The organism is Macrococcus equipercicus (assembly GCF_024205945.1).
Classification (GTDB): domain Bacteria; phylum Bacillota; class Bacilli; order Staphylococcales; family Staphylococcaceae; genus Macrococcus; species Macrococcus equipercicus.
Genome location: NZ_CP073809.1, coordinates 2,111,569 through 2,127,113, shown reverse-complemented (window position 1 = coordinate 2,127,113; position 15,545 = coordinate 2,111,569). Strand labels below are relative to the sequence as shown.

General features: G+C 41.0%; 13 protein-coding genes, 1 pseudogene and 1 riboswitch. Of the genes and pseudogenes, 8 read left to right on the top strand and 6 right to left on the bottom strand.

Features of this window, described 5'->3' with window-relative positions:
• Positions 1 to 64 precede the first annotated feature (64 nt).
• On the top strand, positions 65 to 580 hold the full coding sequence (locus KFV11_RS11355; protein ID WP_170234550.1) for a YfbU family protein: 516 nt from the start codon (positions 65 to 67) through the stop codon (positions 578 to 580).
• Between the two features lie 24 nt (positions 581 to 604).
• On the opposite strand, the gene KFV11_RS11350 is transcribed toward KFV11_RS11355, so the two are convergent.
• Positions 605 to 1,384, bottom strand: a complete 780-nt coding sequence (locus KFV11_RS11350; protein WP_149458892.1) for a ZIP family metal transporter — start codon at positions 1,382 to 1,384, stop codon at positions 605 to 607.
• 62 nt (positions 1,385 to 1,446) lie between these two features.
• Complete coding sequence (locus tag KFV11_RS11345; protein ID WP_254249967.1) at positions 1,447 to 2,607, bottom strand: YsnF/AvaK domain-containing protein; 1,161 nt, start codon at positions 2,605 to 2,607, stop codon at positions 1,447 to 1,449.
• Between the two features lie 237 nt (positions 2,608 to 2,844).
• A riboswitch (purine riboswitch) is annotated at positions 2,845 to 2,946 on the top strand.
• Positions 2,947 to 3,044: 98 nt separating this feature from the next.
• Between KFV11_RS11345 and xpt the strand changes: the two genes are divergently transcribed.
• The 4 genes from xpt to guaA are packed head-to-tail and all read left to right on the top strand — an operon-like array spanning position 3,045 to position 7,971.
• Entirely contained in the window at positions 3,045 to 3,623 is a 579-nt protein-coding gene (gene xpt, locus KFV11_RS11340; RefSeq protein WP_149458890.1) for a xanthine phosphoribosyltransferase, read from the top strand.
• Positions 3,623 to 4,891: a nucleobase:cation symporter-2 family protein gene (locus tag KFV11_RS11335; protein ID WP_149458889.1), complete on the top strand. Its 1,269-nt coding sequence runs from the start codon at positions 3,623 to 3,625 to the stop codon at positions 4,889 to 4,891. Before xpt ends, KFV11_RS11335 begins: the two co-directional genes overlap by 1 nt.
• 55 nt (positions 4,892 to 4,946) lie before the next feature.
• The gene (guaB, locus tag KFV11_RS11330; protein WP_149458888.1) at positions 4,947 to 6,416 is read left to right on the top strand and encodes an IMP dehydrogenase; all 1,470 of its coding nucleotides are present in this window, start codon (positions 4,947 to 4,949) and stop codon (positions 6,414 to 6,416) included.
• Between the two features lie 13 nt (positions 6,417 to 6,429).
• A complete protein-coding gene (gene guaA, locus KFV11_RS11325; RefSeq protein WP_254249966.1) occupies positions 6,430 to 7,971 on the top strand; it encodes a glutamine-hydrolyzing GMP synthase in 1,542 nt (513 codons plus the stop codon).
• Between the two features lie 337 nt (positions 7,972 to 8,308).
• Here the strand turns inward: guaA and KFV11_RS11320 are convergent.
• Positions 8,309 to 8,740: pseudogene (locus tag KFV11_RS11320) on the bottom strand (tyrosine-type recombinase/integrase); the annotation flags it as partial.
• A 493-nt stretch (positions 8,741 to 9,233) separates the two neighbouring features.
• On the opposite strand from KFV11_RS11320, the gene KFV11_RS11315 reads away from it, so the two are divergent.
• Positions 9,234 to 10,457 carry a Fic family protein gene (locus KFV11_RS11315; protein WP_149458872.1) on the top strand — a complete coding sequence of 408 codons (1,224 nt, stop codon included), beginning with the start codon at positions 9,234 to 9,236 and terminating at the stop codon, positions 10,455 to 10,457.
• A 187-nt stretch (positions 10,458 to 10,644) separates the two neighbouring features.
• Here the strand turns inward: KFV11_RS11315 and KFV11_RS11310 are convergent, their stop codons facing one another.
• Positions 10,645 to 11,775: an NADH-dependent flavin oxidoreductase gene (locus KFV11_RS11310; RefSeq protein ID WP_254249965.1), complete on the bottom strand. Its 1,131-nt coding sequence runs from the start codon at positions 11,773 to 11,775 to the stop codon at positions 10,645 to 10,647.
• A gap of 195 nt (positions 11,776 to 11,970) precedes the next feature.
• Between KFV11_RS11310 and KFV11_RS11305 the strand changes: the two genes are divergently transcribed.
• Entirely contained in the window at positions 11,971 to 12,162 is a 192-nt protein-coding gene (locus KFV11_RS11305; RefSeq protein ID WP_149458870.1) for a hypothetical protein, read from the top strand.
• 33 nt (positions 12,163 to 12,195) lie between these two features.
• Here the strand turns inward: KFV11_RS11305 and KFV11_RS11300 are convergent, their stop codons facing one another.
• Both KFV11_RS11300 and KFV11_RS11295 read right to left on the bottom strand, forming a co-directional pair.
• Positions 12,196 to 13,521 (bottom strand): sodium-dependent transporter, encoded by a 1,326-nt coding sequence (locus tag KFV11_RS11300; RefSeq protein ID WP_254249964.1) that lies wholly within the window; start codon positions 13,519 to 13,521, stop codon positions 12,196 to 12,198.
• A 146-nt stretch (positions 13,522 to 13,667) separates the two neighbouring features.
• The gene (locus KFV11_RS11295; RefSeq protein WP_254249963.1) at positions 13,668 to 14,360 is read right to left on the bottom strand and encodes a hypothetical protein; all 693 of its coding nucleotides are present in this window, start codon (positions 14,358 to 14,360) and stop codon (positions 13,668 to 13,670) included.
• Positions 14,361 to 14,507: 147 nt separating this feature from the next.
• Between KFV11_RS11295 and KFV11_RS11290 the strand changes: the two genes are divergently transcribed.
• Positions 14,508 to 15,440: a nucleoside hydrolase gene (locus KFV11_RS11290; protein ID WP_254249962.1), complete on the top strand. Its 933-nt coding sequence runs from the start codon at positions 14,508 to 14,510 to the stop codon at positions 15,438 to 15,440.
• Positions 15,441 to 15,545: the final 105 nt, after the last annotated feature.

Sequence of the window (15,545 nt, the reverse complement as noted above, 5' to 3'; positions counted from 1 at the left end):
ATTGGATGTGTTTACAATCATGATACAGCATTTCTTATTAAATCGGCGAAAGTGGAGGATGAGAATGGATGACAGGACGCTGAAATTACTTCTGCTACAAAATTATCAGCTGCTGGAGAGACTTGACCCTGATAAAGCAGAACTTTATCAGCAGTACAAAGAGATTTTAAGAGAAGGTATTGTGTATGATTACAGCACGATGTTTGATGAATTACCGCGGGAAGAAGACTGTATTCCTTTTGAAATAAGCGAAGAGGTCATCGAGATTGTCCATATGTTTATACATATAGGGAAATCTATAAGAGTCTCTCATTATGAAATGAAAGTTCCGTATTATTTTTTAGGATTTAATCATCATGATGATGATGAGTGGCATCATGCTCGTTATGCTGAGCATTACTTAAGACGGCTGGATGAACAGCAGGATCTTGACTTGACTAGTTATCATTTAAGAACTGAGAAGAAAAGTTATTTGAGTAGTTACCGCGATATGTTGAAGGTTTATCATCCTTACCAATACGATGACTATTTAACATACGAGGTGCTTGAGTCTATATTGAACTGCTATACGCATAAATAAAAGGAGCGGAAAATTTCCCGCTCCTTATCCTAAATGATCTAATAATACAGAAGTCAGTACACCAAAGGCTGTGATTAAACCGACCAGTGCACCGCCGTCTTCATAAGCTTCCGGCATCATTGTAGCACCAATCATTGTAATGATACCGCCTGCCGCAAAACTTGAAATGAAGGCGAGTACTTTTGGATCTGCGTTATCAAGAAAGATGTAGCCTCCAAGTGAACTTAATCCTGCAATAACTGTGACCGCTATAAATAAAGATAAGATTTTCTTTTTAGAATTCCCGCTTTTTAGCATCCCTGACGTACTTGATAAGCCTTCTGGTATGTTGCTGATAAAGATGGCAAGGAGGAGCAGCAGGCTGACACCTTTTCCGCCGATTAAGCTGACACCAAGCATAATGGATTCAGGAATTGCATCCATGACAGTACCGATGAATATTCCGGCACCAGATTCAGCATCACTTGATTGATTATTACTTTGTTTTTTACTGTCCTGCTTATTATTCTCTTCATCCGGAATTGCTGATCTCTTTCTATGTTTTCCGCCTTTACTGGAAATAATAGCTTCTAAAACAGTAAAGACAACAGCCCCTACTAAAAAGCCGATAATCGTATTGGCGATTTCACCTTTAGCAAGCGATTCCTGCAGCAGTTCAAATGTTGCCGCACCGATTAATACACCTACACCGAAAGCCATAATAAAGCCAAGCAGCTTTTTCGGTATTTTAACAAGCAGGCTGATAATAGAGCCTAATAGTACAGCACCACCACTGACGAGTCCCCAAAGTAACGCCATTCCCATAAAAACGCCTCCAAAAAAACCTCGAAGGAGAGCCTCCGAGGTTGATATTTAATGTTTTAATATTAACGACGATTTAAGTCGTTATCTAAACGGTCGTTATCAACATGAGTGTTTTGAGTATCGTCGATATTAACCTGTTCTTTACGTACTGTTTCAGATACATGCGCTGTATCTTGAACACGGTTTTTCTTAATGATTAACTCTTCAGCTACAACGTTTTCTTTCTCAACGTTGATGCGTTCTTCAGTTAATGGTACACGGATTGTATCGTTGTCTAAACGGTCAAAGTCAACATCTCCGTCTACTCTTTCGTCAACACGGCGACGTTCAATCGTCACTTCGTCACGGCTTACTGGTACATCGAATTCTTGACGCTCTTCAACTACATCTTTGTCGATACGTACTTCGCCTGTTTGAACTTGATCTTTACCTACACGTAAACGTTCTTCGTGTAAACGGATTTTTTCGTCATCTGATAAATCAGCGCGGTTTTTAATATCTTCGTCGAATTCATAATCGCGGCGGTCGTTATTTAAAGCTCCGTCACGTCCTCCAACTAAATTGTTATCTAAGCGGTCGTTATCTACTCTGTCAAAATCGTTTGTGTTATTAAATTCGTTTCTCATGTCTACTCGTTCCTCTCTGTTATTAAGATTACTTTCTCGGTGGTGTGATGAATACTGTGCATCAGTATCTGATTCATAGCTTGCTCTGTTGCTTAAGCCTGTAGTGCCATCATCTGGATGACCATAGCTTTCGTTCGTTAACGTACGGCCTTTGTCATTGTTTACAGCGTCTGCGCTTGCAAATCCGCCGACAACACCATTCGTATTACCAACGCGGCGTGTTTCGTTACTTTCCACGTAATGATGATCACGTGTTGTAGTCGTTGTATCGTTATTATATGTTGCATTGTTATCTACATATAATAGGATGTTGCCGCTTTCAACTTCTCTCACATACTGATTCTGTTCGGCATCTGATAAATTTAATCTTTCAAACACACGATGCTGTGGGTCTTCACCAGTAAATAAGGAAGCCACTTTGTCACCGAATGAGCCATCTGCATTCTTATACTGGACATCTGTATAATCCAGCGCCGAACCTTCAAGCTTATTCTTCGAAATTACATGTATGTCGCGTTCAGCGACACCTTGTGATTTCAAGTTGTCGATTCTACTTAAAAGTGCTTGTTCGCTTGAAAACGATTCAATGTTTCTCATTTCAGCGTATACCTCCCAATTACTTTTAATGTGATTGTGATGCTCTAAGATGTCGTTGTAATTTTCTTGTGATAGTTAATTGATACCCGTGCTTTAAAAAAGCTAAACACTAAAACCAAAATATTTTGAAATCGCAGGCGACTTATGTGACTGAGCTGCGGAGATATTTCTCTTGAAAGCCTTATATTATGCGGATTTCCTGTTGATATCCTGAGATAACTTTGTTATCATCATAAGATAAAATAAATCAAAAACACTCATATAATATAAAGGATATGGCTTTAGAGTTTCTACCACATTACCGTAAATGATGTGACTATGAGTAATAAAAGACTGGATTCGCTATATCCTTTTTGACCAGGAAGTATATATTGAATCTTCTTTTTTTACTCACCTATTCTTTAATAGAGTGAGTTTTTTGTTTAAGGAGGACTCAATTGGAATTACTACAGCAAAAGGTAAAAGATGAAGGTGTCGTTATTGATGGAGCGATCTTAAAAGTCGATGCATTTTTAAATCATCAGATTGATGCCCATCTAATGAAAGAAGTCGGACAGACATTTTATAATTATTTTAATAAGAAAGGTGTCACTAAAATATTGACGATTGAAGCGTCAGGTATTGCACCGGCGATTATGGCAGCACTCGTCTTTGATGTACCGTGTCTGTTTGCGAAAAAAGCCGTGCCTTCTACGCTGACTGAAGCCGTCTATGCGACAGATATCCATTCTTATACGAAAAATAAAACAAGTCATGTAGTAATTTCCCAGAAGTTTCTCAGTGCGGATGACAATGTGCTGATTATTGACGATTTTCTTGCCAATGGTGAAGCAGCGCTTGGTCTGTATGATCTAGTAAGACAGGCTGGTGCTGACTGTGCCGGCGTCGGCATTGTCATCGAGAAAAGTTTCCAGCAGGGCGCAGCCCGCTTAAAAGATGAAGGGCTTGATGTATTAAGTCTCTGCCGTATTGCTTCACTTGAAAATAATAAAGTGACATTAGTGGGAGAAGAATGATGAAAAATTTGTTACTGAGTATTCAGCATCTGCTGGCGATGTATGCAGGTGCTATCATCGTACCGATCATTGTTGGCGGTGCGCTTCATTTTACGCCGCAAGAGATTGCGTATCTCGTGTCAATCGATATCTTTATGTGCGGGGTAGCGACATTCCTGCAAGTTTATAAAGGAATTGGTATCGGTCTGCCGGTTGTACTTGGCTGTACATTTACAGCAGTAACACCGATGATTATAGTCGGCTCGAAGCATGGCATAGGTGTACTCTATGGCTCGCTCTTTGTTTCCGGGATTATTATTGTACTGATTGCACCGTTTTTCTCTTATTTAGTTAAAATATTCCCGCCCGTTGTCACTGGCAGTGTCGTTACGATTATTGGTATTACATTAATGCCGGTTGCGATGAATAATCTCGCTGGTGGTCAAGGCTCAAAAGATTACGGTAGTCCTCTTAATATTATGCTCGGCTTAATTACATTGATCATCATCTTATTGATTCACCGTCTGTCTTCAGGATTTATCAGATCAATTGCAATCCTGCTCGGTCTGATCGCAGGAACAGTTATTGCAGCGTTTTTTGGTCTTGTGCATATGGATGCAGTGACGCAGTCTAACTGGTTTGAATTACCACGACCGTTCCGCTTCAGCGGCTTTAAGTTTGAACTTGGCTCCATACTATTATTCGTTATTGTCGGCATTGTCAGCTTGATTGAATCGACTGGTGTCTATTCAGCACTCAGTGAAATCACGAAAACCCCATTGACACGTAAAGATATCGGAAAAGGTTACCGGGCTGAAGGACTTGCGATTATACTCGGTTCCATCTTCAATGCCTTCCCGTATACGGCGTATTCACAGAACGTCGGTCTCGTCTCATTATCAGGCGTCAAGTCCAATAAAGTAATGTACGGCATGGTGGCACTGCTCTTATTCTGTGGTTCTATTCCAAAGCTCGGTGCTATTGCGACTATTATCCCGGCAGCAGTTCTCGGCGGTGCGATGATTGCGATGTTTGGGATGGTCATGGCATACGGCGTTAAAATGCTCGGTGCCATTGACTTTACGAAGCAGGACAATCTGCTGATTATCGCGGTTTCAGTCGGCCTTGGTCTCGGTATCACAACCGTACCCGGTGCTTTCAGCAAGTTCGGCAATGACTTTGCCTGGTTGACACAGAACGGTATTGTCCTTGGAACGTTTACTGCGATTATTCTGAATTTATTATTTAACGGCTTTAACAATCAACAAAACACGGATTATATGAAATAATAGAGAGATAGAAAAGAACTTATGATTTTTAGAATAATAAATGGAGGTAGTCAACATGTGGGAAACAAAGTTTCAAAAAGAAGGACTGACTTTTGACGATGTATTACTGATTCCTGGTAAATCAGATGTACTGCCGAACCAAGTAGATTTAAAAGTGGCCTTATCAGAGCGTCTCAAATTAAATATTCCAATTCTGTCTGCTGGTATGGACACAGTAACAGAAGCGAAGATGGCCATCGCAATGGCACGTCAAGGTGGTCTTGGCGTTATTCATAAAAACATGTCCATCGAGCAGCAGGCAGATGAAGTGCAGAAAGTAAAACGGTCAGAGAACGGCGTCATTACAAATCCGTTCTTCTTGACGCCGGAAGAGCAAGTATTTACAGCTGAACATTTAATGAGCAAATACCGTATTTCCGGTGTGCCGATTGTTAATAACGAGAAAGAAATGAAACTTGCAGGGATTATTACGAACCGTGATCTCCGTTTCATTGAAGATTACTCTATTAAAATCAATGATGTCATGACAAAAGACGACCTCGTCACAGCACCAGTCGGCACTACACTTGCTGAAGCTGAGAAGCTATTGCAGCAGTACAAGATTGAAAAGCTGCCGCTTGTCGACGATAAAGGGATGCTGAAAGGTTTAATCACGATTAAAGATATCGAGAAAGTGATTGAATTCCCGAACGCGGCTAAAGATGAGCACGGCCGTCTGTTAGTAGCAGCAGCCGTCGGTATCGCAAAAGATACAATTACACGTGCGAAGTATTTAGTAGAAGCAGGAACAGATGCACTCGTCATCGACACAGCACACGGCCATTCTAAAGGTGTGCTCGACATGGTGTCAGAGCTTAAATCAAACTTCCCTGACGTGACATTGATTGCAGGTAACGTGGCGACTGCTGAAGGCACACGTGCATTGATTGAAGCAGGAGCAGATGTCGTTAAAGTTGGTATCGGACCAGGCTCTATTTGTACGACGCGTGTCGTTGCAGGAGTTGGTGTACCTCAAATTACTGCTATATATGACGCAGCCACAGAAGCAAAAAAACTTGGGAAAACGATTATCGCAGACGGCGGTATTAAATATTCCGGCGATATCGTCAAAGCGCTTGCTGCCGGCGGGCACGCGGTTATGCTCGGCTCACTGCTCGGCGGAACAGAGGAAAGCCCCGGAGCGACTGAAATCTTCCAGGGACGTCAGTACAAAGTGTACCGCGGTATGGGTTCACTCGGTGCGATGGAGAAAGGGTCTAAAGACCGCTACTTCCAGGACGACAAAGAAGCGAAGAAGTTCGTGCCGGAAGGAATCGAAGGACGTATCGCATTCAAAGGAGCACTGCAGGATACTATTTATCAGTTAATCGGTGGCATTAGAAGCGGTATGGGTTATACAGGCGCTAAAGATTTAGCGGCGCTGAGAGAAGAAGCACAGTTCATCAAGATGACAGGTGCCGGTCTGAAAGAAAGCCATCCGCACGACGTGCATATTACAAAAGAAGCACCTAACTACTCAATATAAGGAGATATCATACATGGAAATGGCATTAGAGCAAGAACTGATTCTTGTCCTCGACTTCGGAAGTCAGTACAATCAGCTGATTACAAGACGTATCCGCGAGATGGGTGTGTACAGTGAGCTGCATGACCACGAGATTTCAATCGATGAGATCAAGAAGATGAACCCGAAAGGCATCATCCTCTCAGGTGGACCAAACTCAGTATACGAAGAAGGATCATTCACAATCGATCCTGCTATCTTCGATTTAGGCGTACCTGTTCTTGGTATTTGTTACGGCATGCAGCTGATGACGAAGTTACTCGGCGGCTCTGTAGAACGTGCGAACGAACGCGAATACGGTAAAGCAGTCATCACGGCTGAGACACATTCACTCTTCCATCTGCTGCCGGAAGAGCAGACGGTATGGATGAGCCACAGTGACAAAGTCATCAACATCCCTGAAGGCTTCCGCATGATCGCGAATTCACCAAGCTGTAAATACGCAGCAGTAGAGAACGCAGAACGTCAGCTGTACGGCGTGCAGTTCCATCCGGAAGTCCGTCACTCTGAATACGGTAACGACTTACTTCGCAACTTCATCCGTAAAATCTGTAACTGCACAGGCGAATGGACGATGGAAAACTTCATCGATATCGAAGTGGAGAAAATCCGTGAGCAGGTCGGCGACAAAAAAGTATTATGCGCGATGAGCGGCGGCGTCGATTCATCAGTCGTTGCTGTGCTGCTGCATAAAGCAATCGGCGACCAGCTGACATGTATCTTCGTCGACCACGGTTTACTGCGTAAAGGCGAAGGCGACATGGTCATGAAGCATTTCGCAGAAGGGTTCAACATCAATATCATCCGAGTAGACGCGAAAGACCGCTTCATGAGCAAGCTTAAAGGCATCTCTGACCCTGAACAGAAACGTAAAATCATCGGTAATGAATTCATCTATGTCTTTGACGATGAAGCGTCTAAATTACAGGGCGTTGAATTCCTGGCGCAAGGTACACTGTATACAGATATCATCGAATCAGGTACAAAGACCGCTCAGACTATCAAATCTCATCACAACGTCGGCGGCTTACCAGAAGACATGCAGTTCAAATTAATCGAACCGATCAACACACTCTTCAAAGATGAAGTACGTGCACTCGGTATCGAACTCGGTATCCCAGAACACCTCGTATGGCGTCAGCCGTTCCCGGGCCCGGGTCTTGGAATCCGTGTGTTAGGTGAAATCACAGAAGAGAAACTGGAAATCGTCCGTGAATCAGACGCGATTCTAAGAGAAGTCATTGCACAAGAAGGCCTCGAGCGCGACATCTGGCAATACTTCACGGTCCTCCCTGACATCCGTTCAGTGGGTGTCATGGGTGACTATCGCACATACGATTACACAGTCGGCGTCCGTGCCGTGACAAGTATTGACGGCATGACGAGCGACTTCGCACGAATCGACTGGGAAGTGCTGCAGAAAGTATCCAGCCGGATCGTCAACGAAGTGAATCACGTTAACCGTGTGGTGTATGACATTACCTCTAAGCCACCGAGCACGATTGAGTGGGAATAGAACTGTAAAATAGTAAAACCCTTTAACCGCAACGGTTAGAGGGTCTTTTTTAATGCTTAAATTTAAGAAAAAGGGCAGAAAAAGGGCAAAGTGTGAGAAAAACTATATACAAGGCAGTCCCAGGCAACGAAAAAGAGCCTTATAAGAGGCTCATAAAAAAGTAATTATTAAATAATACATAGCAGAAAACCATATAGCGATAAAAAAAGCTATAAAGTGCTTACCCTCTGATTTAAATGGACTAAATTTATTGATTAGAAATTGTGTTCCGTAATATGAAGCTAAACATAGAAAAAATATAAATACAGTAATTAATATAGTATTCATCATAGTCCTCCTAATAACTCACCGCTTCTAATTTACTCATCATGTCTTTATCCATTTGTTCAGTCACATGGCTGTATATCTGTAACGTGGTCTTATGGTCTGTATGGCCTACTCTATCCATAATAGCCCGTAGTGACACGCCTAACTGACTTAACAGCGATATATGGCTGTGTCTTAGTGTGTGCGTTGTCACATGCTTATTAATCAACTTCTTGCCCTGGGCGTCCTTAATCTCATCTACAGCTGTCTTGATGTTGCGATTGACGGAAGTAAGGGCCATAGGATTGCCGTAGTGGTTAGTGAGGATAAAGCCATGATTTATATAGTTGCTCTCCCACTATGTCGCTTTCTTATTCTCTAACATGACTTTACGCAAGATGTCACAGCTTCTAGTAGTCAGTGAGATAGTCCTATAAGACGCTTCCATATTAAGTACATTTTTCATACTGTAGTCTAGATCATAAAAAACAATAGATTGTCTTATTTATCATTATAGCTCAATCTGTAATTTATTGTATATTAAAATGTAAAAATTTAATTTCAGTAATTATTTTTAAGACAAGTTAGTAATATGGGTAATCGAGCAGAAAGAAGCCCTGTTCAAACAAATTGGAGGCTTTTTTGTGTAGCTGGAAACAGATAGGGAAGTCTCTAATTTTCAGACTTATTCACTTCTCGCATATAAGGAAGGCCTTGAAAAACCAAGGATCCTTAATTTCCAAAAGTATATAGGCCTGTATAAAAACGCTGAATAACGCCCAAATTAAGATTTTAAAAGTAATAAGGTGTAAAAGAAGAATAATTACATATCTTATGTTTATATAGAGATAATAAAAATTGTATGTATAAAAAAAGCTTAAAATTATCTTTATATATATCAATAAATAATTTAAAGTATAAAATATAAAAGTTTTTTATAGAAAGGTAGAGAGAAGATGGAATATTTATATAAATATTATTACAATAATGAACAAAAAGATTATAAAGAAGAAGTAAAAAAACGTCTTTCAGCTCCTTCTAGAATAGAGTTTAACTTTAAAGTAAAACAATATAAAAGAGAAGATAAGCATAGACTATATTTTATTCCTACTTTAAAGATGATAAAAATGGTTGAAGCCATTGCTAAACGTGATAGATTACTAGATAAATATTTTGATGCTCTTCCTGATTCAGCTCGTGAAGCTTTTGAGAGGGAAGTAATAACTAACGAATTATTTTCAACTAATGATTTAGAAGGTGTGAAAAGTACTAAGAGAGAAATTGCTGAAAGTGTGAAGCTTGCTAAAGAGAATAAAAAAACTAAAAAAACTACACGTTTTTTGAGCATGGCTAACTCTTATTTAAGTTTATATCTTAATGAAATTAAACTCCCTTCGACACCACAAGATATAAGAAAAATTTACGATAAAATTTCAGCTTCAGAAGTGGAGGAAGAAGATAAGATAGACGGAAAGTATTTCAGGTTAGATGGTGTGGATGTTAAAACTAGCACAGGAAAGGTAATACACCAAGGAATAAACGGGCATGAAAATATTATAATCGCCATAGATAAGATGTTAGATATTCTTAACGGGTACGAAGAAATTTCAGCAATAATAAAAGTAGCTGTTGCCCATTACATTTTTGGATATATACATCCTTTTTATGACGGAAACGGTAGGACTTCAAGATTTATAAATAGTTTATACCTTTCTAAAAGTCACAGCCGCTTAACATCTATCTCCTTATCAAGAGCTATAAATAATAACTCCAAAAAATATTATGAAATATTTGAGCATACTAACAGTACGCTTAATGCCGGCGAACTAAATGAGTTTATTGAAACCTTCTTAGAATACATCATCAAGGGACAAGAAGAAGTCAAAAATGAATTAGTCATAAAGCTTAGACTGATAGATAGTGCATTTTTAAAATTATCGTCAGAGAAAAAGTTAGAGAACAAAGATCAAAAATATTTCGATGCTTTATTTATTATTGGTCAAATCCAGCTATTCACTGATAATGATTTGACAGTCCAGGCGATGGCAAGTTATTTAGAAGTAGCTGAAATAACGGCCCGTAAAGTATTAAATGATCTTGTAGACATGGGCTTGTTAGAAGTAGAGGGTAGCAGGCCGAAGTTATATAAAAGTATAGAAGGATACTTTGATTTTGAATAAAAGAGCAAAAAAAGGGCAGATATTTGTGACTCGGGGCAACGCCAGGAAACACATTTAAGATATGCAACGCTTCAAACCCTTGATATATAAGGTTTTGAAACTCTATGAAATTTCTTTATTTTCTATTTTGGATTGAGGGGGAATAGATATAAAAACCTCTAACCATCACGGTTAGAGGTTTTTCGTGCTATTTAGCATCTTCTTTCGAAGGCAGTGGATAGAAGCCGGCTTTGAACTGCTGCCATAATGGGTCAGGCAGGTCATGTTTATTTGGGTGGTGAGGGTCAAAGTAAGAGATGATCTCGTCTTCTCTGCCTTCTTTGATCTTGCTGACAAATGCGTGATCGAGCAGAAGTCCTCTGCCCATTGCGATAAGTTCTACGCCTGTATGTAGAGCGTCAATGGCCTCGTCTGCTGTGAAGATGGAACCGATACCGATGAGCGGCATGCGTCCATTGACCCACTGATGCAGCAGCTGGATACGGCTTTGGCCTTCGTATTTACCTTCGTGGACTTCACCATGAATGTGCATCAGTGAAGCGTGTAAATAGTGGAGCGGCTTTTCGATTAATCGTTTAATCAGTTCTTCAGTCAGCTCCATCTTGATGCCCGGGTTAAACGCTTCTTCCGGTGAGAAGCGATAGCCGATAATGAATTCTTCATTGCCGTATTCTTTTACTGTGTTGACGACTTCATCGACGACTTTCAGAGCGAATAACAATGGATCTTTCCACTGGTCTGTCCGCTTGTTGAAGTGAGGAGAGACAAACTGATGGATAATATAGCCGTTTGCGCCGTGAATCTCTACACCATCGAATCCTGCTTCAATAGCACGCCGTGTCGCTGCGCCGAATGCTTTGATTGTCTCGTTGATCTCTGTTTCTGTCATTTCTCTGGCAGTGTGCGTGTGCGCCTGACGGAAGCTTTTGAGCGCCATCGCACTTGGTCCTGCAACGTCACCGTTTGGAGTATACTCCGGCAATGCCTGGACGCCGCCGTGATGAATCTGGATGATAGCTTTTGGGCCGTTCTTTTTGATTGCTGCCGCTAAGCGTTTTAGTCCTTCAATGTCACTGTCACGGGCGATGGAAGGCTGTCCTGGAAAGGCCTGGCCTAATTCAGTGACATGAGACGCAGCTGTAATCGCCATGCCTACGTCTTTTGAGCGGCTTTCCATGTAAGGAATCTCTCTATCCGAGATTGTTCCGTCTGCATTAGAAGAAATATGTGTCAATGGTGCAAGAACAAAGCGATTGCGCAGTGCTACACCGTTATTTAATTGTAAAGGTTGAAATAAATCATTGTATTTAGTATTCATTGTGATGCCTCCTTATATCAATCAGTATAGCATCTATAAAAAAGGTGACAAAAGAACTGCCTGCAACTGTTTGTGAGATGTTAATGAAGTGAAATTTTTAAAATCATGTCACAAAATTGTGCAATCTTTCAGCCGTACTTTGTAGAGGGTTTGTTGTATGATAGGCTTATAGAATTTTGTGAAGAGGTGAAATGAATGAGCACAACATACAAGAAGTTGTTTGTCTTCGTCCTTGGACTGATTGAAATTATTGCGGGTTTCGCTGTTTATAAAACATCATTATTCGGAGCTTTTGTTTTTATCGCATTAGGTTTGCTGTTTTTAATCGTCATGTTCATTATAGATCGCCGTGCTAATAATCCTTATAACGGCCGCTTTATTAATTAAATCCTGCCTGCTCAGTTGAGCGGCAGGATTTTTTTATATGAACTGCATTATAAAGACCAGCAGAATGACAGCGGGCAGAATATATTTAATCGCTATAAACCAGACGCTGATAGTTTTAGTCTTACTGTTGAACTGGCTGATGATGGCGTCTTTATCCATAAAGTGTCCGCAGGCTATAGTAGTCGTTAAAGCACCGAGTGGCATCAGTATATTCGATACGAGGTAATCCATATTGTCGAATATCGTGCCAGCGCCGAAGCGGATATCATTTAATACACCGAACGACAAGGCAGCAGGTATGCCTGCGATAATAATAAAGGCACTGAGCAGCAGTGACCAGCGGCGGCGCTGCGAGTTATCATTTTTCGTGACGTTTGAAATATTGAGTTCAAGCAGCGAGATGGAAGATGTCAGTGCTGCGAATAGAAATAATATTAAAAACAGTAAGTAGAAGACATTACCGAATGCCAGGTGGTTGAAAATCTGCGGCAGCACAATGAACAGTAAGCCAGGTCCTTGCTCGGGTTTAACGTGAAACGATGCGGTTGCCGGGAAGATTGCAAGTCCTGCCATAATGGAGACGAGCAGATTCATAATGACGATGGAGAAAGAAGCAGTCCCGATATTCGCTTCTTTGTTTAAATAAGTGGCATAAGTGATCATGCCAGTTGTTCCGAGTGATAAGGCGAAGAATGACTGCCCGAGCGCAAAGACGATGGACTCAAAAGTAATATCTTCAAACCGGGGCGTCAGAAAGTAACGGACCCCTTCAGCGGCACCTTCCAGCGTCAGTGAACGGATGATGATAACAACAAATAAAAGGAAGAGCAGCGGCATCATCCATTTTGATGCGCGTTCGATGCCTTTTTCGACACCCATCGAGACGATAAGCGCAGTAATTGCGATGAACAGAAACTGACCAAGTAAAGCGGTCCATGGCGTGCTGATAATCCAGTTGAATGATGCTGCTGCATTTTGCGGCTGAATGATGTTAACGAATGCTAGCAGCGTTCTGCCGATATAGATGATGATCCAGCCGCCGATGACACTATAAAAGGCGAATAAGATGAAGACAGCAAGATTGCCATTCCAGCCGATTAAATTGAATAGTTTATAGCCGGTCAGTTTATCGTATAGGACAGTCGTATATGTCTGTCCTAATTTACCGATGCTGAACTCCATCATTAAGAGCGGTAAGCCGATTAGTATGGTGAATAATAGAAATAACAGCAGGAAAGCACCACCGCCATACTGGCCGGCCATATAAGGGAACTTCCAGATGGCACCGAGACCGATAGCGGAGCCTGCACTTGCGAGAATAAAACCTGTAGATGACATCCATTGTGACTTATGATCCATGATGTAAAATCCTCTCTTTCACTTTAACGCTTAAAAGTGATGATATCACATTGAGTATAAAAGTCAACATGAGTAATGAAAGTCATTCAAACATTATTTTTAAAATAACAGCGCAGCATCCGGCTTAATGCTGCGCTGTACAGTGTTCAGTAATGATTAAAGATCATCGTCGTTTTCAGCTGATCTTCTGGTTCATAAACGTGAAGTGACTGTAGTTTTTCGATGAGTAACTGCTGTAGCTTTCTGGCTTCCTGTTCAGTCAATACTTTAGCGGATAACTCTATAATATGTTTATCTTTAATATCCCACTTCTCGAGTTTAATCTTATAATCATCAAGTCTGCCTATATGCCGTTCAAACTCAATAGGACCGATGATAGACGGGGCAGTAATAGTATTTAAATACGTTTTGAAGGCGTCATGAACTTGCTCTTTTAAGTGCAGGTGACTTGTTGCAAGGTCAGGAAGCACGTGGTCTTTAGCTGACACTTCCGCTTCGTAGTAGACACTGAGCGTCTGTCTGCCGGCACCGTATTCGATCTCAAAGCTGCCATCCTTAAAGCCGTCCTGCTCCGCCTGGCTCACCGCTTCGTCAACCGATGCTGTAACAGGGTAACGTTTTTTGAACTGCAGCTGATAGATATCTTCATCCTCTGATTTACGGATACGATAAGTCATATTCTCTATGTAATGCGTCTTGTCATGGTCGATGAACTGGACAAGAAAATCTTCATCTTTTTTCTTAGCATTAAATGCCTCAAGCACAAATGAAGCAATCTTGCCTTTTTTCGATAATGCCTGTCGATTGGCATATACCTTCACTTCGTAAGAACTGATCATATGGTCTCCTTCGTCATGCGTAATGTAGCGCTGTACTGTAAATTTTAAACTTACAGGAAAAGCTTTTTGAAGAGGTGTGTTCAACTAATAGTTATATTATAATTATAAAGTTAAGAAGACAAATCAACAATATAGGGGATGACTGATATGAAAAATGTATATTTTAATCATGATGGTGGAGTTGACGATTTAATTTCTTTATTTTTATTGCTGCAGATGGACAATATAAAACTGACAGGCGTCAGTGTAATCGATGCTGACTGCTATATTGAACCTGCTACTTTTGCGAGCCGCAAAATTATTGCACGATTTGGTGACAACAAAATTGAGACGGCCATGTCGAAGGAACGAGGCAAAAATCCGTTTCCAAAAGACTGGCGGATGCATGCCTTTTTTATGGATGCATTGCCGATATTAAATGAACGCCAGACACTGGCACCGCTTGCAGAACAAGAAGCTTATCAGCACTTAATTGATAAAGTAATGGCAGAACCGGAGAAAACGACACTCTTATTCACAGGTCCGCTGACAGATCTAGCTAAAGCACTTCAAGTGGAACCCGCTATTACTGAGAAAATTGAGCGTCTAGTCTGGATGGGTGGAACTTATCTTGCAGAAGGTAATGTCCATGAACCAGAGCACGATGGGACAGCAGAATGGAATGCTTTCTGGGATCCAGAAGCAGTAGGTGTCGTCTTTAAGTCATCTATCGCTATAGACATGGTGGCACTCGAGAGCACTTTACAAGTTCCTTTGACGACAGAAGTACGTCAAATGTGGGCGGATGAAAGAGCATTTGAAGGAGTCGATTTTTTAGGAGTAAGTTATGCCATGGTGCCGCCGCTTAAGCATTTCGCGACAAACTCCACTTATTATCTGTGGGATGTCTTAACAACTGCTGCTCTCGGCAACCCTGACTTAGTGAGATCAAAAGTCATTCAGTCAAATGTGATTACAGAAGGACCTGCTCAAGGAAGAACATATGAAGAAGAAAATGGCCGGCCAGTAAATGTAGTTTATGATGTAGACCGTGAGCAATTTTTTGAATATATTACGACGCTTGCTAAAAAGATAGATTAGTCTATTATTCAGCATTAAGTGATTCTATGCCTTTAATAAATATGAATAAATTTCGTGAAAAGCATTGACAAAAAATAATGGGTGTTATAAAATTGTTATTGTCTT

Excerpts from the sequence above, each read along its gene's own strand:
- KFV11_RS11290 (WP_254249962.1), top strand. The coding sequence starts at position 14,508 with ATGAAAAATGTATATTTTAATCATGATGGTGGAGTTGACGATTTAATT.
- KFV11_RS11350 (WP_149458892.1), bottom strand. The coding sequence starts at position 1,384 with ATGGGAATGGCGTTACTTTGGGGACTCGTCAGTGGTGGTGCTGTACTA.
- KFV11_RS11355 (WP_170234550.1), top strand. The coding sequence starts at position 65 with ATGGATGACAGGACGCTGAAATTACTTCTGCTACAAAATTATCAGCTG.
- KFV11_RS11315 (WP_149458872.1), top strand. The coding sequence starts at position 9,234 with ATGGAATATTTATATAAATATTATTACAATAATGAACAAAAAGATTAT.
- KFV11_RS11345 (WP_254249967.1), bottom strand. The coding sequence starts at position 2,607 with ATGAGAAACATTGAATCGTTTTCAAGCGAACAAGCACTTTTAAGTAGA.
- KFV11_RS11305 (WP_149458870.1), top strand. The coding sequence starts at position 11,971 with ATGAGCACAACATACAAGAAGTTGTTTGTCTTCGTCCTTGGACTGATT.
- guaA (WP_254249966.1), top strand. The coding sequence starts at position 6,430 with ATGGAAATGGCATTAGAGCAAGAACTGATTCTTGTCCTCGACTTCGGA.
- guaB (WP_149458888.1), top strand. The coding sequence starts at position 4,947 with ATGTGGGAAACAAAGTTTCAAAAAGAAGGACTGACTTTTGACGATGTA.
- KFV11_RS11295 (WP_254249963.1), bottom strand. The coding sequence starts at position 14,360 with ATGATCAGTTCTTACGAAGTGAAGGTATATGCCAATCGACAGGCATTA.
- KFV11_RS11310 (WP_254249965.1), bottom strand. The coding sequence starts at position 11,775 with ATGAATACTAAATACAATGATTTATTTCAACCTTTACAATTAAATAAC.
- KFV11_RS11335 (WP_149458889.1), top strand. The coding sequence starts at position 3,623 with ATGAAAAATTTGTTACTGAGTATTCAGCATCTGCTGGCGATGTATGCA.
- KFV11_RS11300 (WP_254249964.1), bottom strand. The coding sequence starts at position 13,521 with ATGGATCATAAGTCACAATGGATGTCATCTACAGGTTTTATTCTCGCA.